The sequence below is a fragment of the Streptococcus sp. 4094 genome (assembly GCF_013277125.1).
In the GTDB taxonomy this organism is placed as follows: domain Bacteria; phylum Bacillota; class Bacilli; order Lactobacillales; family Streptococcaceae; genus Streptococcus.
In genome coordinates this window covers 13,569-37,842 of sequence record NZ_VMMI01000010.1, presented here as the reverse complement: position 1 = coordinate 37,842, position 24,274 = coordinate 13,569, and the positions used below count along the sequence as shown (strand labels likewise).

Annotated in this window: 21 protein-coding genes and 1 riboswitch; of the genes, 4 read left to right on the top strand and 17 right to left on the bottom strand. The window is 42.1% G+C overall.

Annotated features, from left to right (window positions below; translation table 11 throughout):
- Positions 1–13: 13 nt before the first annotated feature.
- The 14 genes from HT721_RS03015 to uvrA all read right to left on the bottom strand — a co-directional run bounded on the left by HT721_RS03015 (position 14) and on the right by uvrA (position 17,449).
- Positions 14–154, bottom strand: a complete 141-nt coding sequence (locus tag HT721_RS03015; protein ID WP_000521615.1) for a hypothetical protein — start codon at positions 152–154, stop codon at positions 14–16.
- A gap of 11 nt (positions 155–165) precedes the next feature.
- A complete protein-coding gene (nrdD, locus tag HT721_RS03010) occupies positions 166–2,373 on the bottom strand; it encodes an anaerobic ribonucleoside-triphosphate reductase (RefSeq protein WP_173228877.1) in 2,208 nt (735 codons plus the stop codon).
- A gap of 119 nt (positions 2,374–2,492) precedes the next feature.
- Positions 2,493–4,031 carry a damage-inducible protein CinA gene (locus HT721_RS03005; RefSeq protein ID WP_173228875.1) on the bottom strand — a complete coding sequence of 513 codons (1,539 nt, stop codon included), beginning with the start codon at positions 4,029–4,031 and terminating at the stop codon, positions 2,493–2,495.
- A gap of 254 nt (positions 4,032–4,285) precedes the next feature.
- The gene (gene cls, locus HT721_RS03000) at positions 4,286–5,818 is read right to left on the bottom strand and encodes a cardiolipin synthase (RefSeq protein ID WP_173228873.1); all 1,533 of its coding nucleotides are present in this window, start codon (positions 5,816–5,818) and stop codon (positions 4,286–4,288) included.
- A 251-nt stretch (positions 5,819–6,069) separates the two neighbouring features.
- Entirely contained in the window at positions 6,070–6,540 is a 471-nt protein-coding gene (locus HT721_RS02995; RefSeq protein WP_240149953.1) for an SP_0198 family lipoprotein, read from the bottom strand.
- Positions 6,541–6,627: 87 nt separating this feature from the next.
- Positions 6,628–7,878 (bottom strand): folylpolyglutamate synthase/dihydrofolate synthase family protein, encoded by a 1,251-nt coding sequence (locus tag HT721_RS02990; protein ID WP_173228869.1) that lies wholly within the window; start codon positions 7,876–7,878, stop codon positions 6,628–6,630.
- Positions 7,879–8,234: 356 nt separating this feature from the next.
- Positions 8,235–8,540: a DUF1292 domain-containing protein gene (locus HT721_RS02985; protein WP_000017620.1), complete on the bottom strand. Its 306-nt coding sequence runs from the start codon at positions 8,538–8,540 to the stop codon at positions 8,235–8,237.
- A 15-nt stretch (positions 8,541–8,555) separates the two neighbouring features.
- On the bottom strand, positions 8,556–8,975 hold the full coding sequence (gene ruvX, locus HT721_RS02980; protein ID WP_004239076.1) for a Holliday junction resolvase RuvX: 420 nt from the start codon (positions 8,973–8,975) through the stop codon (positions 8,556–8,558).
- A 3-nt stretch (positions 8,976–8,978) separates the two neighbouring features.
- Complete coding sequence (locus HT721_RS02975) at positions 8,979–9,245, bottom strand: IreB family regulatory phosphoprotein (RefSeq protein ID WP_000507059.1); 267 nt, start codon at positions 9,243–9,245, stop codon at positions 8,979–8,981.
- 86 nt (positions 9,246–9,331) lie between these two features.
- The gene (locus tag HT721_RS02970) at positions 9,332–9,901 is read right to left on the bottom strand and encodes an SP0191 family lipoprotein (protein WP_173228867.1); all 570 of its coding nucleotides are present in this window, start codon (positions 9,899–9,901) and stop codon (positions 9,332–9,334) included.
- A gap of 65 nt (positions 9,902–9,966) precedes the next feature.
- Positions 9,967–10,365, bottom strand: coding sequence for a transcriptional regulator Spx (gene spx / locus HT721_RS02965; protein ID WP_000591165.1), 399 nt, complete (start codon positions 10,363–10,365; stop codon positions 9,967–9,969).
- Positions 10,366–10,500: 135 nt separating this feature from the next.
- Positions 10,501–13,161, bottom strand: coding sequence for a magnesium-translocating P-type ATPase (mgtA, locus tag HT721_RS02960; protein WP_173228864.1), 2,661 nt, complete (start codon positions 13,159–13,161; stop codon positions 10,501–10,503).
- A 194-nt stretch (positions 13,162–13,355) separates the two neighbouring features.
- Positions 13,356–13,506: riboswitch (M-box (ykoK) riboswitch) on the bottom strand.
- Positions 13,507–13,563: 57 nt separating this feature from the next.
- Complete coding sequence (locus tag HT721_RS02955; protein WP_173213285.1) at positions 13,564–14,625, bottom strand: Xaa-Pro peptidase family protein; 1,062 nt, start codon at positions 14,623–14,625, stop codon at positions 13,564–13,566.
- Entirely contained in the window at positions 14,618–17,449 is a 2,832-nt protein-coding gene (gene uvrA / locus HT721_RS02950) for an excinuclease ABC subunit UvrA (protein ID WP_173213283.1), read from the bottom strand. The genes HT721_RS02955 and uvrA overlap by 8 nt, the downstream gene beginning before the upstream one ends.
- Positions 17,450–17,580: 131 nt before the next feature.
- On the opposite strand from uvrA, the gene HT721_RS02945 reads away from it, so the two are divergent.
- From HT721_RS02945 to HT721_RS02930, 4 genes are all read left to right on the top strand, one after another.
- Positions 17,581–18,525, top strand: coding sequence for a magnesium transporter CorA family protein (locus HT721_RS02945; protein WP_000815623.1), 945 nt, complete (start codon positions 17,581–17,583; stop codon positions 18,523–18,525).
- An 11-nt stretch (positions 18,526–18,536) separates the two neighbouring features.
- Positions 18,537–19,214 (top strand): DUF1129 domain-containing protein, encoded by a 678-nt coding sequence (locus tag HT721_RS02940; RefSeq protein ID WP_173213281.1) that lies wholly within the window; start codon positions 18,537–18,539, stop codon positions 19,212–19,214.
- A 255-nt stretch (positions 19,215–19,469) separates the two neighbouring features.
- On the top strand, positions 19,470–20,504 hold the full coding sequence (locus tag HT721_RS02935) for a S66 peptidase family protein (protein WP_173213279.1): 1,035 nt from the start codon (positions 19,470–19,472) through the stop codon (positions 20,502–20,504).
- A gap of 105 nt (positions 20,505–20,609) precedes the next feature.
- Positions 20,610–20,873: a SemiSWEET family transporter gene (locus HT721_RS02930; RefSeq protein WP_000166114.1), complete on the top strand. Its 264-nt coding sequence runs from the start codon at positions 20,610–20,612 to the stop codon at positions 20,871–20,873.
- 67 nt (positions 20,874–20,940) lie between these two features.
- On the opposite strand, the gene HT721_RS02925 is transcribed toward HT721_RS02930, so the two are convergent.
- Genes HT721_RS02925 through mutL form a run of 3 tightly spaced genes read right to left on the bottom strand, consistent with a single transcriptional unit; the run spans position 20,941 to position 24,072 of the window.
- The gene (locus tag HT721_RS02925; RefSeq protein ID WP_173213277.1) at positions 20,941–21,504 is read right to left on the bottom strand and encodes a DNA-3-methyladenine glycosylase I; all 564 of its coding nucleotides are present in this window, start codon (positions 21,502–21,504) and stop codon (positions 20,941–20,943) included.
- A gap of 9 nt (positions 21,505–21,513) precedes the next feature.
- Positions 21,514–22,107, bottom strand: a complete 594-nt coding sequence (gene ruvA, locus HT721_RS02920) for a Holliday junction branch migration protein RuvA (protein WP_173213275.1) — start codon at positions 22,105–22,107, stop codon at positions 21,514–21,516.
- A 15-nt stretch (positions 22,108–22,122) separates the two neighbouring features.
- The gene (gene mutL / locus HT721_RS02915) at positions 22,123–24,072 is read right to left on the bottom strand and encodes a DNA mismatch repair endonuclease MutL (RefSeq protein ID WP_173213273.1); all 1,950 of its coding nucleotides are present in this window, start codon (positions 24,070–24,072) and stop codon (positions 22,123–22,125) included.
- Positions 24,073–24,274: the final 202 nt, after the last annotated feature.

Below are 24,274 nucleotides of genomic sequence, written 5' to 3'. Positions count from 1 at the left end.
CTGACTCTCACTTTTATTTTTTCTTGTTCTTGTTTAAAAATTGTTCTTTGAGGTTGAGCAAGCGTTCTTTCTTACCAGCTCCACCTTTAGAGTGTTTCTCGTGATAACGGGTCACTTGTGCGCGACCCTTATCGTCTAATTGATATTTTCCCATTTCATTTCTTTCTAATTTGTTACTTGATGCCCAGCTATTTTAATCGTTGAGCCATTCATATGTTTGACACGCGCTGCGATTTCCTTGTGACGGCCGTTGACCATGGGTCTCGCTTGAGGATTACCTAAATAGCCACAAGTCCGTTTAACAACGTCTACTGTTTTAGGGTCGCTATTGCCACAGTTTGGACAAGCAAATCCTCTCTCAGTTGGTTCAAAATCCCCTTCAAAGTCACACTTGTAGCAACGGTCTATTGGAGTATTGGTTCCAAGATAACCCACACGGTCATAAGCATAATCCCAGACAGCTTCCAAGGCTTTAGGATTTTGCTGGAGGACTGGATACTCACAATAATGGATGAAACCACCTGACGCACCCGCTTCTGGATAGACTTTCTCAAAGTCCAATTTTTCAAACGGTGTTGGATTTTTACGAACATCGTAGTGGAAAGAGTTGGTGTAGTATTCCTTGTCTGTGATATCAGGAATAGAGCCAAACTTCTCTGTATCTAATCGACAGAAACGGTCTGTCAAGCTTTCGGACGGTGTTGAGTAGATAGAGAAATGATAACCATATTGGTCTGACCACTCTTCTACACGGCGTTTCATATCTCGAATGATGTCTAGCGTGAATTCCTTGGCTTCTGGATTGTGTTCCCAGCTATTTCCAAAGAAAACTGTCGCTACTTCATACAAGCCGATATAGCCCAGCGAAACTGTCGCACGACGATTCTTAAAGAGCTGGTCAACACTCTCTTCTTTACCTAGACGATGGCCAAAAGCACCGTACTGATAAAGAATAGGAGCATTTGCCGGTGTCGCTTCCTTGGTTCGTTCGACACGGTAAACCAGAGCATCCTCAGCAATATTCATCCGCTCGTTGAAGATTTCCCAGAACTTATTCATGTCGCCCTCAGACTCAAGAGCAATACGAGGCAGGTTAACTGTCACAACGCCTAGATTCATCCGACCCGAATTGACTTCTACACCATTCTCATCTTTCCATCCTTGAAGGAAAGAACGGCAGCCCATAGGAACTTTGAAAGAACCTGTCAAGTCAACAATCTTATCATAGGATAAGACATCCGGATACATCCGTTTAGTTGCACACTCGAGGGCCAACTGTTTGATGTCGTAGTTAGGCGAACCTTCCTCTAAATTGAGGCCTCTTTTAAGCGTAAAGATGAGTTTAGGGAAGATAGCTGTGCGGTGTTCCGAACCAAGTCCCTTGATACGAATGTTTAAAATTGCCGTTTGAATTTCACGCTCAAAACGATTGGTTCCTAGACCAAAACCTAGCGAGGTAAAAGGTGTTTGTCCATTTGAAGTGAAGAGGGTGTTGATTTCATACTCGAGAGATTGCATGGCATCATAGATGTCCTTTTGCGTTTTCTTCCAGGCATAATCTTCTCGTTTTTCAGGCAATACCCACTCTTCTGCATCTTTGAGATGTTTTTGATAGTTCTTCTCTGCATAAGGCGCCAAAACTTCATCGATACGGTCAGCTGAACAGCCACCATACTGGCTAGAAGCAACGTTGGCGATGATTTGCGAAATCTGTGCTGTCGCAGTCTGGATAGACTTGGGACTTTCTACCTCTGCATTTCCAATCTTAAAACCATTATCCAACATCCCCTTGAAATCAATCAAACAGCAGTTGGTCATAGGTGTATAGGGACTGTAGTCCAAATCGTGATAGTGGATATCCCCTTTTTGGTGGGCATTGGCTACATGCTTAGGAAGCATTTGCAATCCGATTGACTTTCCAACAATCCCTGCTGTCAAATCACGTTGGGTGTTGAAGACATCGCTGTCTTTATTGGCATTTTCATTGACAACTGCCTGGTCTTTGTTGAGTAGTTTATGGATACTAAAGTTGATATCTGTCGCTTTTGAGCGCTCAAAATCCCTCTGCGTCCGATAAGTAATATACTCCTCAGCTAGCGCATATTCTTTGGCTTCAAGGAGTTCATGTTCTACGATATTTTGAATTTCATAAATCTTAACTCCCTTTGGAAAGCGACTATGAATTTCTGTGACAATTCGCTCGGTCAGAGCATTGAGGCGCTTTTCAACCAAGGGTGTCACATCCATAACCTTGTCTGCCGCCTTGTGGAGAGCCTTGTCAATCTTATCCACATCAAATACAACACGTCTCCCATCTCGTTTCTCGACGAAGAGAGTTGGCAAAATTGTAATTTTTTCTTCTAGTGCAATCATATGCATGCTCTTTTCTAAATTGTTCTTTCTAAAAAGTATTATACCACTCTAAAAAGAAAAATCAATATCTTGTGGTAAAAATTCTAAAATTTTTAAAAATACACAAGATATTGATTTAGTTATTTGATTTTATAGACTTTGAATTCTGAGTAATCTGTCTTTACTGGTTGGTAATTTTCTTTCAAGATTGTTTCCACTTCAGACCAGACTGCTACCTTATCGTTCACCACAATCACCTTGGGTTGTTTTTCTTTCAAGTCATTGAGTAGCTTATTCCGATTTTCCTCAGTTGCTGTATAGTGCATCGGGGACAAAATAGCCGATGGCGACAAGCGCTCACTCTTACGATAAAGAGTTGCAGTATCATCCCATGCATAGATAGCATCTTCCGTACTTGTCTCCTCTTTCACCAAATCAGCAAGACGCTCACGTTCTTGATAAGGTACTGGATAAAGGACAAACCTCATCAAAAAGGGAACAGTCAAGAGATAGACAAGCCCTAAAACTGGCAGATATAGATTTCCTTTGAAGAAACGACTCCATAGACTAACTGGCGTTTCTCTCCGTCTTCTTCTAACACTACGCCCCCTCTGTTGACTCTTAATATTGGTTACCAATAAAAGTAGGAAAACAGGGAAGACGACCATCAAATAAGAAGCGTGCACAGGCTCTTGTGAAAAGAAAAGTAAAATCAAACCTAAAATTGTCACAAGACTTGCAGGGACCGAAATGACGTATAGTTTAGAGGGTTTGGATTGAAAGAGACCTAAAAAGATACAAAGCACAAATCCCAAACCAAGGGACAACAAGCCATAAAAAGCCATATTCTCTAAAATTTTAGAAGTGAAATCAAAGCGAATACTGTCAATGGGATAGCGAATACCACTAATGGCATCCCCAAAACTTCCTGTTGCAACACTATAGTAGGCAGTTGGATAAAAGACAAGTGAAAAACCTAAAGCCACTGCAAGAAACTGATAAAACCCATGCACAAAGCGTCTATGCCCAAGGTTAAAGACCAACAAGCCTAAACTCACTACAGCAATAAACAGGAACGATGACAAGGGAGCAAAGAAAAATCCGCCTGCCAAAGCCAGCCCAATCCGTACAAATCCCTTATCATGGCTTGGATTGCTTAGATAAGCCGCAACTAAACTAAAGGCCGCGAATAAGAAAGGAAGCGCTAAAAGAGTCGCATAGCCTCCACCAAACGCAAGACCTGTAACTAGCATGTAAAAAATAGTCACCACTTGTCCAGCCTGGTCTCCTTGCTCTGTCAAGGTGTCTGCCGATTGAAAGAGGAAAAATCCTCCTGCTACCAAGGCTAACCACTCAAAAATGGCAAAGAAAAATCCGCCCTGGGTCACATAAGTCAGCAAATAATAAAGCAAACCTTGACTTCCATAATAGTCGCTGTAAATTTTCCCTGTCTGATGAAGCGCCCAACCTGTATAAAAATCCTGCACTTCTTGTGCACTCATTAAATCGAGTAATAGCGGTACTCCTAGAGTTATCCCCGTTACAAGCGTACTCCATAGTAAAATTTTCACCAAAGGAAGACGACTTGATTCACGATGATGCGATTCTTGTTCGATTTGGTATTCTAGAAGTTCACGATTCTCCTGATGAACTTCTTCTACTCTACCATACACACTCATATCGTTTCTCCTATTCAATTTATCTGTCTTAGTATATCAAAAAGTCCTAGGATTGTCAGCTTGCGATGGCTGTTTGAGTGATTTTTTGCATAGTTTCACAAAGGTTTCAATTTCCCGAAAGCGGTGTAAATATGTCTGTTTAAATGTTATGATATAATCCAATTCTTTCTGAGTCAGCATCATCCCTCCTATATCTTTCTATTCGTAAAAAGCAAGAAAAATAGGACTGGTTTGTATCCTCAGTCCTAGATTTCTTATAAGATAGGGGCGAATAACTGGGCAATTTCTTTTACAAGTTTTTGATACCAGCTCGTTTTGATAGAATGAGGATAGACTTCCTGAGAATCTGCAAATATATTTCGAAAATCTCGGGCGATTTCCATTATAGAAGGAGTTTTATAGAGTAAGACTGCATTTTCATAATGGTGTACCAAGCTTCGGTAGTCGAGATTGATTGTCCCCACCACCGCAAAATCTTCGTCTACCAACATCTGCTTACTATGAATAAAACCTGGGCTATACTCATAAATTCGAACACCAGCAGAAAGAAGGTCTGGATAAGCCCCTCTTGTGACTAACTGAATGAACTTCTTATCTGGTATGTAAGGGGTAACAATCCGAACATCGACCCCTCTCATAGCAGCATTTTTGATTGTCTCCGTTAAATCATAATCTATGATCAAATAAGGTGTCGTAATATAGACCGATTCAGTTGCTTGATTGATCAAACTCTGATAAACCTTTTTCCCTACCTGCGTTCGAAAAATTGGCTTGGGTCCACTTCCGTATGGAATGGTTAAACCGTCACTTGGGATAGAATGATTTTCTAAATGATATTGATCAAAATCACTAATCTCTCCTCGATTGATGTACCAAGTGGTTAAAAACAAGCGTGTCAGGGCTTTTACTGCTAGTCCGTCCAAGCGAATTCCACTATCCTTCCAATAACCAAATCTCTCGACGTGGTTAATGTACTCATCTGCCAGATTGACCCCACCAGTATAGGCTATCTGACCATCAACAATCAATATTTTTCTATGATCTCTGTTATTATAGGCTACTGTCAAACGAGGAATAACTTTATTGAATTTATGGGCCTCGATGCCCAGCTGACGAAGTCGATGTGCATAATCCCCTGTTAAAGTAGCCATACAGCCAATATCATCATAGAGCAGTTTAACTTCAATGCCTTGAGCAACTTTTTGCTCCAAGATTTCTAAAATACGATTCCACATCAAACCTTCTTCTATAATGTAATATTCCAAGAAGATAAATTTCTCAGCCTTTTTGAGATCTTCTACCATCTTTTTCCACATAGCTTCTCCGTTAGGAAAAAATGTAGAGGCAGTTTGATCATAGATGTCAGCATTGGTATCCATACTCAATAAGGACTTGATGACGCCATATGCCGCCTTATCACTTTCTTTTAATTCCTCTTTTAGTAACTGGCTATTTGCTTCTTGGAAATGCATGGAGCCTAGCTTCTTCAGTTGTTTGATTTCTTTTTTGGACAATCGCCTCTCACCAAACATCAGATAGAGCAAAGGCCCAAATACTGGTACAAAGGCTACTAACAACCAGGTTACCTTATTCTCAGGAGTCGTATTACGGTTGACTATCGAAATGATTGTGATGATACTCAATAGAATGAGGACAGTAATCCATAAAATGGGAGCCATGCGTCCTAAATAAAGAAAGAGACCAAAAACCAGACAAAGTTCAAGTAGCATAATCGAAAGACTAAAGCCATACTTGGACATCAATAATTGAAATTTTCTATATTTCATATCCCCTCCTTGATATTTTGATACTCAATGAAAATCAAAGAGCAAACTAGGAAACTAGCCGCAGGCTGTACTTGAGTACGGCAAGGCGACGTTGACGCGGTTTGAATTTGATTTTCGAAGAGTATGAATGCTAAAAACAAGTAATTGATACTAGTATAACTCAGGTATTCGACAGAAGGCAAGTATTTATGATTATTTTCTAGGTAAAAGTAAAAAGGCTGAAAAATCCAGCCCTTCCTACTTGCATAGTCTTATTTAGTTAAAATGATTTGGTCCGATGGGTCTCTATCCATATCATCTACGATGATTTGATTACCATTTACAGTGTAAATTTTGACATCATCACCAATAATCATGCGTTGATTTGCTGCATCAAATGTGACCTGTTTGACTTTCTGATCCCCGTCAGATTCGAGCTCAGTCCATGTACCAGTCGTTCCAGTGACCACTAAAGTGATACGGTCTCCGTCATCCTGACCAGTATAAGTCCCATCAATATCGGTCGGTTGAGCAACAGGTTGGTTTTGTACTGGAGCCGCTTGATTTTGGTTACCTCCTGCATTTGCAGTATTGGTATTCTGTTGAGCAGGTTGTTGAGCAGGCTGTTGGACCTGCTGCTGAGCCACAGGCTGTTGAACTGGTTGTGTTCTTTGGGAACAAGCAACTAGCAAAGATACACTCGCTAAAGAAACAATAGAAAGTGCTGCTGTTTTGAATGTCATAATAAATGTCCTTTCTCTTGCCATGCTAGAAAAATAGATTTTCCTTAGCCAGCAATTTATCTAGTATAACAAAGGCAAAAGAAGAGGTCAATTTATCTGCTCATGGTCCAGCAGGTAGCCCCGTACTTCTGAGATAAAATAGAGAGACCCTGTAATGAATAACAAGTCCTGAGCATCGGCTTTTTCTTCGAAACTGCTGATAAATTCTCGGTAAGAAGAAACTATATCGTAACCTGTCACATCCCTTTCGTCCAAAGCCCCATGATAGTCAAAACCAGTTACCTTGAGTTCCACCTGAGGTAAATTTTCAGTCAGATAATCCAACATCCCTTGATAATTCTTCCGTTTCAAGGCTCCAAAGAGGATTTGAGGTCGATAGCTTTCCTGCTCTTTTTCTTTGATAAACTCAATCAAGCGAGTCAAGGCAGGGAGGTTATGAGCACCATCCAAGTATATCTGCGGACGAATACGCTCCAAACGCCCAGCCCAATGGGTCTTCTCCAAAGCCTGTCTTACAACCTGCTCATCAACAGCTTCCTTTCTTTTTCCCATAAAAAGAAGAAACGTTTGCAACGCCAAGGCCGCATTTTCATGCTGATAGACTCCTTCTAAGCCTATGTTCAACTGCGAAAAAGTTCCCAAAGAACTTGAAAAATCGCCATTCAGCATTGAAAATTCCTGGCCTGCCTGATAAAGGTCAACAGCTAAAGATTCGGCTTTTTTCTGACAGACAAGTCTAGCTTCTGGAGGCAATTTCGCAATCACTGCCTTTTTACCAGCCTTGAAAATACCAGCTTTCTGCTCTGCAATTTCTTCTAGACTATCACCCAGAGTCTCCTGATGGTCAAGTCCGATGGAGGTGATGACGGCAATCTCTCCAGTTACCACATTGGTCGTGTCAAGCAAGCCACCAATTCCCACTTCTAGTAAAACCAAGTCCACTTCTTGCTCTCTAAAATAAAGAAAAGCAATCAAGGTCAGCAATTCAAAAAAGGACAACTGATCATGGGTTTGCAGAAGCGTTTTCTCCATCTCCTTGACCTGCTCGGCCAAACGGATGAAGTCTGTGTCTGCTATAGGTTGCCCATTAATGCAGATTCGATCATTGATAGAGACGATATGAGGGGAGGTAAAGGTCGCAACTTTTTTGCCATGCCCCATAAATAACTCCCTCATAAAAGCAATGGTAGATCCTTTCCCATTAGTCCCTGTTACGTGGATAATAGGGTAAGACTGCTCAGGATTTCCTAACAAATCCACTGCTTGCTGCATTCGGCCCAAACCTGATCGAAAATTCAAACCAATCCGACTATGAAGCCATTCTTCTACTTCAAACATACATATCTCCTTGACAAAAGTCTAATCAATTATCTAGTGAAATTCCGTAGATAACAAAAAAATGAGGTCAGGATTTTCGTCCCAACCTCTTACCTGGTTAGCTAATAACTAGCTCCTATGAATATTAATCTGGGGTAAAAATTCTCCCCAGATGTTTCAACTCTTCTAATTTATAGGAGTTGGGGTGATACAGTCTCCCAGACTACCTGCGTTTCTAATTTCTAGCGCAGGGCTAAAAACGTCCCCCGGACTTACCAGTTCTTTTTTATTTCAAAGAGCTGGGCTAAAAACGTCCACTGGACGTTCCAACTCTTCCAATTTCTAGGAGTTGGGGTAAAAATATCCCCCGGATATTTTTACTCCTCCATAAAACTATTGAAGACTTCTTCAATCATGTTCCATTCGTCTTCTGAGTCTTCTGGGATTGGTTGCAATTCGCCTTCTGTTCCATCTTCGTTTTCGATGAATGAGTAAGCTTGGATTTCAACTTGTCCGTCTTCGTCTTCTTCTGCGTTAACTGGTACTAGAAGAACATAGTTTTTACCAAATTCTTCTTTTCCATCAATCGTCAAAAGGATTTCAAACAAGGTTTCATTTCCTTGCTCATCTACTAGTGTGATTAGTTCACGTTCTTCGTGGTCGTGGTTATGATCGTGTGACATAGCCTCTCCTTTATATTAAAATTTTCTATCTAAATAATTTTGTAAAATCAGCTGAGCTGCTAACTTATCAATGACTTTCTTGCGCTTATTGCGACTGATATCTGCTTGTTCAATCAACATGCGCTCAGCAGCCACTGTTGTCAAGCGCTCATCTTGATAGTCTACTGGTAAACCAAAAAGCTCTTCTAGCTTTGCTCCGTATGCTTGACTAGCTTCCACGCGCGGTCCGCTTGTATTGTTCATGTTTTTAGGCAAGCCCACTACAAATCGTTCCACCTTGTAAGTATCAACCAATTCCTTAACACGGTCAAAACCAAATTGACCTTGTTCCTCATTGATTTGGATGATTTCAAGTCCTTGTGCTGTAAAACCGAGCGGATCGCTAATGGCTACCCCTACCGTTTTTGAACCGACATCCAATCCCATAATTCTCATAGATTATAGATCGACTCCTTGTCCTTTTAGGTAGTAGCGAACCAATTCCTCAACGATTTCATCACGCTCATACTTACGGATTTGATTTCGTGCATTATTATAACGAGGAACGTAGGCAGGGTCTCCACTCAATACGTAACCTACGATTTGGTTAATTGGGTTGTAGCCCTTATCGTTCAACGAAGCATAGACATCAGTCAAAGTTTCGCTAATTTCTTTTTTATTGGAATCGTCCAATTTAAAACGTACTGTTTCTTCAGTAAATCCCATTCTAACACCCTCTTTCCTTAGAATAGTACCATTATAGCATAATTCCTTACGTTCTACAATTCAGGCAGTCTATTTATTTGGATTTTCTATTGTTCTGTCGCACCATTTGCCAATCTGTCTGAAATATATTTGCTTGGTTCATTCTTCAAAAGATTTTCCAAGCCAATGTTCTTCAAATATTCTAACTGAGAAGCCTTCTTGACATCCAGAACTTGAAAATCAAAACTAGTCGTTGTTTGAAGTTCTGTTGCGCTCAATAGTTTAGTTTCAAGCTTAAAGCCTGCTAATTTACGAGCTTCTATGATGGCCTCATCCTTCTCCTCTGCCTCGAGAAGAGCTTTTTGAGTTTCTTCCACTCCATGTTGATCAATATAGGTCTTCAACTCATCTGAGACTGGACGCTTTTGTTGGATGGTTAGGCTCAAAAAAGTCTTGTCTTTATAAGTAATAGTTTGGGTTTGCTGGCTGCCATCATCTGACTTGGGCAAGACCAAAGTCTTGGTTACAACTGTGTTCTTCTCAGCATTTTCAATAACTGGCAATGCTGATTGAAGCGTATCCTTTTCTGTTTTTGTAGCTGGTCCAGCTTCTTTTTTCTGTCCACAACCAACTAGAACAAAAAGGAAAGCTAGACTAACAAGAACAATTTTTTTCATTTCTTTCTTCTTTCTTTCTGAGATTAAAATAGAATAAGACTGGGAATTGCTCCCAGCCTTGATGTTTATAGAGCTGCACGCAAACGTGCTTCTGCATTTTCTACATTACGGACAGAGCGTGGTAGGAAGGCACGAATATCGTCTTCCTTGTAGCCAACTTGCAGGCGTTTTTCATCCACAAGGATTGGGCTCTTTAAAATTCTCGGTGTTTCCATAATCAGATTGAGGACTTCATTGACACTCAAATCTTCAATATCCACTCCAAGGGCTTTGGCATAGCGATTTTTAGATGAAACGATGCTGGCTATTCCATTATCTGTTTTGGTTAGAATATCCAGTAATTCTTCTCTCGTAATTCCTTCTTTACCAAGGTTTTGTTCTTTATAACTTAACTGGTGGGCATTGAGCCAGGTTTTTGCTTTTTTACAGCTAGTACAACTTGAGACTGTATAAATTTTAATCATGTACCTACCCCTTTCGCTACATGTTACTATCAGTTTAGTCTATTATACCATAAAAAACATCCGACTTGCGACCTATTTTTAAATTTTTTTGACTTTTTTCGTCATTTTCGTACTTTTTTCTTGACAAAATGAAATTTACAGCCATTCTTTATATTTCTTGATATAGATTTTTTTCACAATTGTCACGCTAATCATATACAAAATAATGATGAAAAGTAAAAAGATGAAATAAATCGGTTTTAAAGGAGTTAAATGAAGAAGGCTTGCGAGAGGACTGTAGGGAAGGAAGGTCACAAAGGCTGCAGCCAATAAGGTTGTCACAAGGACTAGCCAAGCTGGACGACTTTGTAAAAAGGGAATTTTGGCTGAACGCAACATATGAATAACCATGGTCTGAGACCACATGGACTCGATAAACCAACCTGTCTGAAACAAGACAATAAAGCCTACGGCCGACTCTGCTCCATGAACATAGGCATGACCTGTCGTCATGGGTACAATGATAAAATAAAGCAAAATGAAGGTCAAAATATCAAAGGCAGAAGAAATCGGACCCATCCAAACCATGAAACGTGTGATGGACTTGGCTTCCCAGGTATGTGGATTTCTCAAAAAATCTTTATCCACCTTGTCAAAAGGCAAAGCAATACAAGACAAATCATAAACTAGATTTAGGATAATCAAATGGACTGGTGCCATTGGTAAAAAGGGTAAAAAGATTCCAGAGACCAATAGGGATAAGATATTTCCAAAATTAGAACTCACTGTCATCTTGATATATTTGGTCATATTGGCATAGACCTTACGACCTTCAACAAGTCCTTTTTCAAGCACCATGAGATCCTTATCAAGTAAGATAACATCAGCTGTTTCTTTAGCAATATCTACTGCTGTATCAACAGAAATTCCCACATCTGCTACTTTCATAGAAGGGGCATCATTGATTCCATCTCCCATATAGCCGACCGCATGACCATTAGCCTTAAATTGTAAAATAATCCTTGCTTTTTGGTCAGGAGAAAGTTTGGCAAAAACTGTTACCTCCTCTACGGCTTGAGACAATTCTTGATCACTCATCTGATCAATTTCAGACCCCAACAGCATCTGATTGATATCCAAACCAACCTTTTCACAGACTGCTTGGGTAACTTTTTCATTGTCTCCCGTTAAAATCTTTGTTTGAACCCCATGTTCTAACAAAGCCTTAATTGCTGGTGCTGCAGATGGTTTAGGAGGATCTAGAAAGGCTAAATAACCAGTTAGAATCATATCCCCTTCGTCATCAACTGTATAGGCATGATCTTCCCTCAAACCTGACTTATAAGCCACTCCCAAGACACGCAAACCTTGTTGATTGAGTTGTCGGACTTCCGCTAAAATTTCTTCTCTAATAGCATCTGTCAAGGGAGTAATCACTCCTTGGTATTCCGCATGACTGGAAATCGTCAACATTTCCTCTAGGGCACCCTTGGTTACCAAACTAACCACTTCGTGTTCATCCTTAACGATGACACTCATCCGTCTGCGTTCAAAATCAAAGGGCAATTCATCTATTTTTTGAAAAGTTTGAGCCAGATTTTGCAAGAGGGCGTGTTCTTTTGCTTCCTTTTCAGTCCGTTTGATGATGGCTCTGTCCATCAAATTTTTCAAGCCCGTTTGAAAATAAGAATTGAGATAAGCTCGTCTCAAGACGGTCAAATCCAAGCGTCCGTGGATGTCCAAGGGATATTCAAGGACAATTTCGTCTTGGGTTAGAGTTCCTGTCTTATCTGTACACAAAATATCAATCGCCCCTAAGTCCTGTATAGCATTGAGTTTCTTGATAACCACTTTTTCCTTGGCCATAATGATGGAGCCTTTTGCTAGACTGGCCGTGATAATCATAGGAAGCATCTCAGGTGTCAATCCAACACCAACACTCAAAGCAAATACGCCAGCTTCCAGCCAGTCACCATCTGTTAAACCATTGGACAAGAAAACGATGGGAACCATAACCAACATCAAGCGAATCAAGAGCCAAGAAATACTATTCATCTCCCGTTCAAACGAAGTGGGCTCATCATAGGTGTTTAGAGTCTGCTCAATGGCCCCCATCATGGTATCATCACCAACTGCTAAAACCACGGCCTTGGCACTACCAGACAAGACATTGGTTCCCATAAAGGCGAGCGCTTCTGCTTCTAGCAGACTATCAGATTGTTGAACTGTTGCCTTGGTCAAGGCCAATTTTTCAACCGATTCACTTTCACCAGTCAAGCCCGACTGTTGTACAAAGAAATCGCGCGACTCAAATAAAAGAAGATCTGCTGGAATCATGTCTCCAGCGCTTAATTTAACCACGTCACCCACTACCAAATCATCGATAGGTACTTCTTGGATTTCTCCTTGACGAATGACAGTCGCTGTGTTGACAATCATTTTTGATAGATTGGTCGCAGCCTTATCACTACGGAGTTCTTGGACAAAGCGTATGCCACCAGAAATGAGGACTAGGACAACGATGATAATAGAAGTTGTCGGATCTTCTTGACCTGGTTTTGCCAACCAGACATTGGTCACCAAGGAAATCACGGCGATGACCAGCAAGATGATCGTAAAAGGATTGATAATGGATTCGTAAATCTTTTTGAGGATACTGTCTTCTTGACCCTTTGTGATGGTATTTTCGCCATATAGGTCACGATTTTTCTCCACCTGCTCCTCAGTCAAGCCTGTTAGACTTGTCTTATAAAAAGATAGAGTTTCGTTTAAAGATGTATGAATAGCTGTTGCTAATCTTTCTTTTGTAGTTTTCATTGGTTTCTCCTATCTGTATGAATGATGTGTTTCATACACAGAGACCAATCACTTTATAAGGGCAGAACGACACAAATCAGCGATTGGCTGTGTATGTGCGGTTCCGGATGATCGTCAATTTGCATCGTCTATCTCCTTTCTTTGATTTAAACAGTAGAAAATCCCACCATAAAATGGCAGGATTAAAAAACTAATTATCTGTTTTTCGTTCAAGCTTTAACTCCATAGGGCAATGTAATGAGCTTAGTCTTGGCCTTCGCGACCAGGACTGTTGACCAACGAGTAGTGTCTCCACTGCTTTGCGGTAGTCATCCGTATCCCTATGGTAGCCTCACCTACCGTTTTCGTCTTTCAGTATAAACCTTTAAAATTTAAAAGTCAATCATTTGAGTTGTTTAACTCTTAAATAACTATCAACTCTTTTGGAGCTAGGGTCAACAATTCACAACCTGTCTCTGTAATCAGAATATCATCCTCGATACGAACACCATATTTGCCTTCGATATAGATACCAGGTTCATCTGTCAAGGCCATACCCGCCTTAATAGTTTCTGTGGAAATCTGGCTAAAGTAGGGTTCCTCATGGATATCCAGTCCAATACCGTGTCCGATACCGTGAGTAAAGTAGTCGCCATAACCTTCCTCAATGATAATATCACGAGGGATTTTGTCAAAGTCACGGAAACCTAAGCCTGCCTTAGCCTGATCAATCAAGGCTTGGTTGGCTTTGAGAACCGTATTGTAAATCTCTGCTTGCTCGTCGCTGACATGCCCCAGATAGATAGTCCGTGTCATATCACTGACATAGTGGTCGTAGAGGCAACCGAAGTCCATAGTAATAGCTTCTCCTAGCTCCACTGGTTTGTGCATAGGATGGGCATGGGGTTTAGAAGAATTGATACCGCTAGCTAGAATGGTGTCAAAAGACAAGCCAGATGCTCCCAACTCACGCATGCGGAAGTCAAGGAAGTTAGCAATCTCAATTTCAGTCTTTCCTGGCTTAATAAAGTCAAGCGCATCGCGGAAAGCTTGGTCTGAGATAGAACAAGCCTTGCGAATCGCTGCAATCTCCGCCTCATCCTTAATCATTCGAAGACCTTCAACAAACTGAGTCTGTGGAAGCAAGTCAATTCCTTCAAAGGTTGACTGCATACGGTGGTAATAAGAGACTGAAATCTCATCTTCAAAACCAATTCGAGACAAGCCCATATCTTTAACAATTCCTGCAATGACAGCTAATTCATCGCGGTCAGCTACAATCTCAAAGCCACTGGTTTCTTGCTTGGCTGCAATGATATAGCGAGAGTCTGTCACCAAGACCTGACGGTCACGGCTGATAAAGACTGTTCCGTTTGAGCCCCAAAAACCAGTCAAATAATAGACGTTTTTAAGGTTATTGATGATGATACCATCTAGTTCTTTTTCTTGCATTTTATCTAGAAATGCTTGTACGCGTTTATTCATGATGTAATTTTCCTTTCAAATACTGTCCTGTGTAGCTGGCTTGATTAGCAGCTACTTCTTCTGGAGTTCCTGTTGCGATGATGGTTCCACCACCGACACCACCTTCAGGTCCCAAGTCAATAATATGGTCTGCTGTCTTGATAACGTCTAAATTGTGCTCAATGACGAGGACTGTATTGCCATCGTCTACAAAGCGAGCTAAAACCTTGAGCAAGCGAGCGATATCCTCGGTATGAAGACCTGTCGTCGGCTCATCCAGAATGTAGAAAGATTTTCCTGTCGATCGTTTGTGGAGTTCACTAGCCAGCTTCATACGCTGGGCTTCTCCTCCAGAAAGTGTGGTAGCTGGTTGCCCGAGCGTCACATAGCCTAGCCCTACATCCTTGATGGTCTGAAGTTTGCGTTGAATCTTTGGAATGTGTTGGAAGAATTCTACCGCATCGTTGACGGTCATATCCAAGACCTGCGAGATATTCTTTTCCTTGTAGTGGACTTCTAGGGTTTCACTGTTGTAGCGGGTTCCGTGGCAGACTTCACAAGCTACATAAACATCTGGCAAGAAGTGCATCTCAATCTTGATAATCCCGTCACCTGAGCAGGCTTCACAGCGACCACCCTTGACGTTGAAACTGAAACGACCCTTCTTGTAGCCTCGAATCTTAGCTTCATTTGTCTGGGCAAAGAGGTCACGTATATCGTCAAAAACTCCTGTATAGGTAGCCGGGTTGGACCTCGGCGTCCGTCCAATTGGACTCTGGTCAATGTCAATCAAGCGGTCTACATGCTCAATCCCTGTGATGGTCTTGAATTTACCAGGCTTGTCTGAATTACGGTTGAGCTTCTGGGCAATAGCTTTTTTGAGGATGCTGTTGATTAAGGTCGATTTCCCTGAACCCGATACCCCTGTCACTGCGATGAATTTTCCTAGTGGGAAGCGAGCTGTGACATTTTGCAGGTTGTTCTCACGCGCTCCTGTCACTTCGATAAAACGACCATTTCCGGTACGGCGCTCGTCTGGCACTGGAATGGCACGTTTGCCTGACAAGTACTGACCTGTGATAGACTTGCTGTTGCGAGCCACTTGCTTGGGAGTACCTGCAGCAACAATCTCCCCACCAAAAACACCGGCACCGGGACCAACGTCAATCAGATAATCCGCCTCACGCATGGTATCTTCGTCGTGTTCCACCACAATGAGTGTATTACCCAAGTCGCGCATCTTTTTGAGACTAGCAATCAGACGGTCATTGTCCCTCTGGTGGAGACCGATTGACGGCTCATCCAGGATATAAAGGACACCTGATAAGTTGGAACCAATCTGGGTCGCCAAGCGAATGCGCTGACTTTCCCCACCTGAAAGGGTTCCTGCTGAACGAGATAGGGTCAGATAGTTGAGACCCACGTTATTCAGGAAGGTCAAGCGGTCCTTGATTTCCTTGAGAATGGGACGGGCGATGATGGCTTCATTTTCAGATAAGGTCAGCTGGCTCACCAAGTCCAAGTGGTCTGCGATAGACAAGTCTGAGATTTCTCCGATATGTGGCCCTTGCTGGCCACCAACACGGACAGACAAGGCCTGATCATTAAGACGGTAACCACGACAAGTTCCGCAGGTCAGCTCATTCATGTAAAGGCGCATCTGGGTGCGCGTGTAATCGCTGTTTGTCTCGTGATAGCGACGTTTGATATTATTGACAACTCCCTCAAAAGGAATGTCAATATCGCGCACTCCACCAAATTCATTCTCATAGTGGAAATGGAATTCCTTGCCATCTGACCCATAGAGAATCAAGTTCTTATCCTCTTCTGACAAGTTCTCAAAAGGCTTATCCATATCCACTCCAAAAGCTGTCATAGCCTGCTCTAGCATATTTGGATAGTAGTTGGATGAGATAGGATTCCAAGGTGCTAGCGCCCCCTCACGTAGCGTTTTGCTGGCATCTGGCACTACTAGGTCGATATCCACCTCCAGCTTAATACCCAAACCATCACACTCACTACAAGAACCAAAAGGAGCATTGAAGGAGAAGAGACGTGGCTCTAACTCTGGAACAGTAAAGCCACAAACTGGACAGGCATAATGCTCAGAGAAGAGCAACTCAGAGTCGTCCATAGTGTCGATAATGACATATCCTTCTGCGATACGAAGGGCAGCCTCAACGGAATCAAAGAGACGACTACGAATGCCCTCCTTGATAACGATACGGTCAACCACGACATCAATATTGTGTTGCTTGCTCTTAGACAAGTCTGGCACTTCGGTCACATCATAGACTTCCCCATCCACGCGGACACGGACATAACCATCTTTCTGAATCTTTTCAACAACGCTCTTGTGCTGTCCTTTTTTCTTACGGATGACTGGGGCTAAGATTTGCAGGCGCTGGCGTTCTGGCAATTCTAAAACCTTATCCACGATTTGCTCCACAGAAGAAGCCTTGATAGCTCCATGCCCGTTGATACAGTAAGGCGTCCCCACACGCGCGTAGAGGAGACGCAGATAGTCATTGATTTCAGTCGTGGTTCCCACCGTCGAGCGAGGGTTTTTGCTAGTCGTTTTCTGGTCGATGGAAATAGCTGGGCTGAGACCATCAATGGCATCTACATCTGGTTTTTCCATATTTCCTAAGAACTGACGAGCGTAGGCTGACAAACTCTCCACATAGCGGCGTTGTCCCTCTGCATAGAGGGTATCAAAAGCCAGACTGGATTTCCCTGAACCTGACAAGCCGGTCACGACAACCAACTTGTCTCGCGGAATCTCCACATCAATATTTTTTAAATTATGGGCACGCGCCCCATGAATGACAATTTTATCTTGCATCTTTGTTCTTTCTAGTCCATTATTGCTTACCATTATACCAAAAAAAGTGAGATTCTATTACCCAAAAGGCTGAATTTGTAGTATAATAGTACGGTGTGAAAAAATCTGAAAAATGAGAAAGGATAAGGGATATGAAACAAGTTTTTCTCTCTACAACAACTGAATTTAAAGAGATCGATACGCTTGAACCGGGTACTTGGATCAATCTCGTCAATCCGACTCAAAATGAATCACTCGAAATCGCTAACGCCTTCGATATTGATATTGCGGACCTTCGAGCACCGCTCGATGCGGAAGAAATGTCTCGTATTACCATTGAAGACGAGTACACCCTGATTATCGTAGACGTGCCGGTCACAGAAGAAAGAAATAACCGCACCTACTACGTCACCATCCCGCTTGGTATTATCATCACTGAGGAAACCATTATCACTACGTGTTTGGAACCATTACCAGTCCTTGATGTCTTTATCAACCGTCGTTTGCGTAATTTCTATACCTTCATGCGTTCGCGTTTTATCTTTCAGATTCTTTATCGCAATGCAGAGCTTTACCTAACAGCCCTTCGTTCGATTGACCGTAAGAGTGAACAAATCGAAAGTCAACTGCATCAATCAACTCGCAATGAAGAATTGATTGAGCTCATGGAATTGGAAAAAACCATCGTCTATTTCAAGGCCTCCCTCAAAACAAATGAGCGCGTGATTAAGAAATTGACCAGCTCAACCAGCAATATCAAGAAATACCTTGAGGACGAAGACCTGCTTGAAGACACCCTGATTGAAACCCAACAGGCCATCGAGATGGCAGATATTTATGGAAACGTCTTGCACTCTATGACAGAGACCTTCGCCTCTATCATTTCCAACAACCAGAACAACATCATGAAAACCCTGGCCCTTGTGACCATCGTCATGTCCATCCCAACCATGGTCTTTTCTGCCTACGGGATGAACTTTAAGGATAATGAAATCCCCCTAAACGGCGAGCCAAATGCCTTCTGGCTAATCGTCTTTATCGCCTTTGCTATGAGTGTCTCGCTCACTCTCTATCTCATCCATAAAAAATGGTTCTAAGAGGAGTTCCTATGTCTCAGATTGATCTACAAAAATTAACTAAGAAAAACCAAGAGTTTGTCCACATCGCTACCCAACAATTCATCAAAGATGGGAAAACAGACGCTGAAATCAAGACTATTTTTGAGGAAGTTATTCCCCAAATCCTTGAAGAGCAAGCCAAAGGCACTACTGCTCGTTCCCTCTATGGTGCACCAACTCACTGGGCTCATAGCTTCACTGTTAAGGAGCAATATGAAAAAGAGCATCCAAAAGAAAATGATGATCCAAAACTGATGATTATGGACTCAGCTCTTTTCATCACTAGCCTCTTTGCCCTCGTCAGCGCCCTCACAACCTTCTTCTCAGCAGATCAGGCTATCGGTTACGGTTTGATTACCCTCCTATTAGTTGGACTGGTTGGTGGATTTGCCTTCTACTTGATGTACTACTTTGTTTACCAATACTATGGACCAGATATGGACCGCAGTCAACGTCCACCTTTCTGGAAATCTGTACTAGTTATCCTAGCATCTATGTTCCTTTGGTTGCTTGTCTTCTTTGCAACAAGCTTCCTACCAGTTAGCCTTAACCCAGTACTTGCTCCATTGCCCCTGGCTATTATCGGAGCAGTCCTCCTAGCCCTTCGCTTCTATCTCAAGAAACGCTTGAATATCCGTAGCGCAAGTGCAGGACCAACACGCTATTAAGAAGAATGATAAAAGCAACTGCAGGTGCGGTTGCTTTTTCACTTACTTTTTTGAATTATACTCAATGAAAATCAAAGAGCAAACTAGGAAGCTAGCTGCAGGTTGCTCAAAGCACAGCTTTAAGGTTAAAGATAAAACTGACGTGGTTTGAAGAGATTTTCGAAGAGTATTAAAAGTATTCTTCTGAAATCCCACATAGCTCTATCTAATCTTTTGTGATAAAATAGGCTCAATCTATTTCTAGGAGGATAAAATATGATTTCTACTATTGGTATTGTTAGTTTGTCTAGTGGCATTATCGGAGAGGACTTTGTCAAACACGAAGTAGACTTAGGTGTCCAACGTCTCAAGGATCTGGGACTCAATCCTATCTTTTTGCCCCATTCGTTAAAAGGCTTAGACTTTATCAAGGATCATCCTGAAGCGCGTGCAGAGGATTTGATGCAGGCCTTTTCTGATGATAGCATCGACATAATCCTATGCGCCATCGGTGGGGACGATACCTATCGCTTGCTACCTTATCTTTTTAAAAATGACCAACTCCAAAAGGTTATCAAACAAAAAATATTTCTTGGCTTCTCGGATACAACCATGAACCACCTCATGTTGCATAAACTAGGAATCAAAACTTTTTATGGTCAATCCTTTTTAGCAGACATTTGTGAACTAGACAAAGAAATGCTAGCCTATAGCCTTCACTACTTCAAAGAATTGATTGAGACGGGAAGAATCTCAGAAATCCGCCCTAGCAATGTTTGGTATGAGGAACGAACTGATTTTAGTCCTCAGGCTCTGGGGACACATCGTGTCAGTCATGCAAACACTGGTTTTGACTTGTTGCAAGGAAATGCCCAATTCGAAGGGGAAATCCTCGGTGGTTGCCTCGAATCTCTCTACGATATCTTTGACAACTCTCGATACGCAGACAGCACGGAGCTCTGCCAAAAATACAAACTTTTCCCTGACTTGTCAGACTGGGAAGGAAAAATCCTCTTGCTCGAAACAAGCGAAGAAAAGCCTGAGCCAGAAGACTTCAAAAAGATGTTACGGACTTTAAAGGACAATGGTATATTCGAGGTAATCAGTGGACTCTTGGTCGGAAAACCTATGGATGAAACTTTCTATGACGACTATAAAGAGGCACTATTGGATATTATTGACAGCAATATCCCGATTCTCTATAATCTGAATGTCGGCCACGCAACTCCAAGAGCAATTGTCCCCTTTGGGATCCATGCCCATGTAGATGCACAGGAGCAAGTCATTCGCTTTGACTATAACAAAAAATAAATAGTTTCTCTATTTTTGTGCTTTTGTATTCGTTTTCGTTACAATTTGTATCTGAATTTATTGCATTTCGCTAATTTCTATGTTATCCTTTTGAAGGAGGTGTATATGACAAAACAAAAAATTAATCGAATCGTAGGTTCTATTGGTGCCTTTATTGGAATTATAGTATTTATTGCCTACATACCTCAAATTATCGCTAATTTACAGGGAAATAAAGCTCAACCATTTCAACCTTTATCAGCTGCTATATCTTGCTTAATCTGGGTTATTTATGGATGGACAAAGGAACCTAAGAAGGATTGGATACTAATCATTCCAAATTCAGCTGGTGTTATTTTAGGTGGAATCACTTTTTTGACTTCACTCTAACAAATCTAATAGTATATATAAAAAGCTGGGAAAAATTTCTCAGCTTTTTTCTATATTCTCAGATATGCTAGTGACCGCTTTTCCACGCACAATCATTCTCGTGGTCATCAACTAACCCTGCAGCCTGTAGAAAAGACAAGACGGCGACTGGGCCTGTGAACTTGAAGCCTCGTTTTTTGAGATTTTTGGCTAATTTCTCAGACAAGGGTGTTTTAGCAGGGGCTTGGCGGTAATCGGGAACATCGTTAACAATCGTTTTCCCCTCAACAAAAGACCAAAGATAGGCATCAAAAGAGCCATATTCTTCCTGTAGTCGTAGAAAGGCTTGGGCGTTAGCGCGTGTAGCAAAAATCTTGGCTCTATTTCGGATGATGGCTGGATTCTCCAGCAAGTCTTCCAATTCGGTATCGGTCATCTCTGCGACTGCTTGAATTTGATAGCCATGAAAGGCTTCTCGGAAAGCTTGGCGTTTGTTGAGTACCGTTTCCCAAGACAGGCCTGCCTGATAAGTTTCCATGCACAACAACTCAAACAATGCTTGGTCATCATGGAGGGGTTGCCCCCACTCCTCATCATGATAGTCGATGTAGAGCGGATTGGTCATCTTGACCCACGAACAACGTTTTGTCATGCTCTACTCCTATTTGACCAACATTTTAAGGGCCGACTTGATATAGTTCTCTGCTGTATCTGTCGTTCCTTCAAAGAATTTCTTGATTTTCTTGAGCTCTGTTGCCTTGTAGCCCAGAGCCAACATGGCCTCCATAGCTTCTTCCAATTCTTGGTTTTCAGCGCTAGCTTGCACTGCCACCTTGACAGGAAGGTCATCTCCTGCAACTACTACCTTGCCTTCCAAGTCTAGCACCATCTGCTGGGCTGTTTTCTTACCAATTTTAGGAAACTTGGTCAAGTAGGTGATGTTCTTGGTTTCGATGGCTTGAACCAAGCCAGCATTGTCATCAGCAGCGATAATAGCAAGAGCTGATACAGGACCAATCCCAGATACCGAAATCAGACTAAGAAAGAGCTTTTTCTCATCCTCTGAGCGAAATCCATAAAGCAAATGGGCGTCCTCACGCACAACCTGATGCACATAAATCTGATCCTCCTGATTAACCTGACCTGAATAGGCATAAGGATTGGCCACATGCAGGATATAACCAATACCATTGGTTTCAAGAACAATGTATTTGGCAGTAATTTTGGTAATGATTCCTTTTAAATATTCGTACATAGTTTTCCTTTTAGTTTAATATTTCCCCAACTCACGGAGACTGGTGTGATTTTCCTGAATACGTCGGAACATCTTTTCCATATCTGACTTGGTAAAATGCACCAAAACAGGACGTCCGTGGGGACAGTTGTAGGGATTGTCACACTTAGAAAGTTGATAGAGGAGCTGTCTAGCTGAATGATCATCAATACGATGGTTGGCCTTGATAGACCGCTTGCAGGACATCATAATAGCCAGCTCTGCCCGGTATTTCTTGATAGAAACTTCCTTGGTCAAAAGGAGCATATCGCACATTTCATAGATACCAGATTCAATCTCTTCTTCTGCCATCCAAATAGGATGTTCACGTAGAATAAATTGATTTTCCCCGTACTCTGCTAGAAAGACGCCCACTTCCTCTAAAAGTGCCATTCTTTCCTTGAGACGCAGGGCATCATCCGCTGGAAATTCAAAGATATAGGGCACTAGGAGTTGCTGCTGGCTCTGGTCAACATCACCAATGCTTTCACGGTACTCCTCGTACTTGACCCGTTCCTGAGCCGCGTGTTGGTCTATGATGTAGAGCCCATCTCGTCCCTGTGCAAAGAGATAGGTTCCATGCATTTGTCCGAAAAATTCCAATTCTGGGAAGCTTGATGATTCTTCTCGCTCCAGCTTGTCATAGGCCTTATCAAGACTTGCTAAGTCTAGCTCTGGATGGTCTAATTGGTCGTAGTTAGCAGGTTTTCTCTCTGCAAAATGCAGTTTTGCTGGCTTGGTCAATCGGTCCAAGGTTTCCTTGGCAAACAGGGTTAAGTCCTGTTTCTCTTCATTCAGATTCACCTGATAATCAGCCACCTCAGCTTGACTGGATCTTATCGGCTCTGTTTTCTCATAGTAGAGCGTATTTTCTTTGAGTGGGAGAATAGTTTGCTCCACCTTCTCACGATTGCGCACGGTCGATTTGGCAAGATTTTCCAAGGCATCTGGAATCAAGGTTTGTTCCTTGAGACTATTTGCAATAGCTTCTGAAACCAGAGTCATCAGTTCTTTTTCCTTGGAAATCCGCACCTCTTGCTTAGTTGGATGCACATTGACATCCGCTAGATAAGGGTCGATATGGATGTGAATGACAGCCAGTGGAAAACGTCCAACCATAAGCTTGCTTCCGAAACCATCCAAAATAGCACGATTGAGCAGGAAGTTCTTGATATAACGGCCATTGATGAAGAGGCTGATATAATTGCGGTTAGCCCGAGTCAACTCAGGTAAGGACACAAAACCTGAAATTTCGAAATCTAGGTCAGAGTTCTCAATTTCAATCATCTTCTTGGCACTCGCCAAACCGTAAATCCCTGCGATTGCTTGGCGCAGTTGACCAGTCCCTGCTGTCCGCGTCATTTCCTTGCCATCACTAATCAAGCTAAAAGAAATCTCAGGATGGGCCAAGCCCAGACGGTTGACAATATCAATGATATGAGACAACTCCGCTTGCTGGCTCTTCATATACTTGAGACGGGCAGGAGTGTTGAAAAAGAGATCCTCCACACAAACCTTGGTTCCCACAGGACTAGTCGCTGGGATGACTTCTTCTACTTCTCCCCCACGTGCGACTAGCTTAGTCCCATGACTCGCACCATCCACCGCCGTCGACAGAGTCAGTACACTGACAGATGCGATAGAAGGCAGAGCTTCACCACGAAAACCAAGCGTCCGAATCCGAAAGAGATCTGCTTGATTTTTTATCTTACTGGTCGCATGACGACGCAGGGCCAATTCCACCTCATCGTGGGCAATTCCATGACCATTATCTGTGATTTGAATCTTCTTGAGACCAGCTTCCTCAATCTCAATGATAATCTGACTAGAGCCCGCGTCAATGGCGTTTTCTACCAGCTCCTTAACAACGCTAGCTGGACGCTCGATAACCTCTCCAGCTGCGATCTGGTTTGCCAGCACCTCTGGCAATTCAATAATATGAGACATTTTTCAGCCCCTTTCTGTATCTGTTTTCCTAGAAATTGATTAGTGCTATTATACCATATTTCAGATAGGACAGAAAAGCAAGCACCACATAGGATCCAAATCCCTCCACATAGACAAAGTCCCTTGCCAGGTGTCGTAAAATAGTGTTTAATAAAGGTGTACAAGAAGTGATCACAATTTTGTATGAAAGACAAGGAGAGAA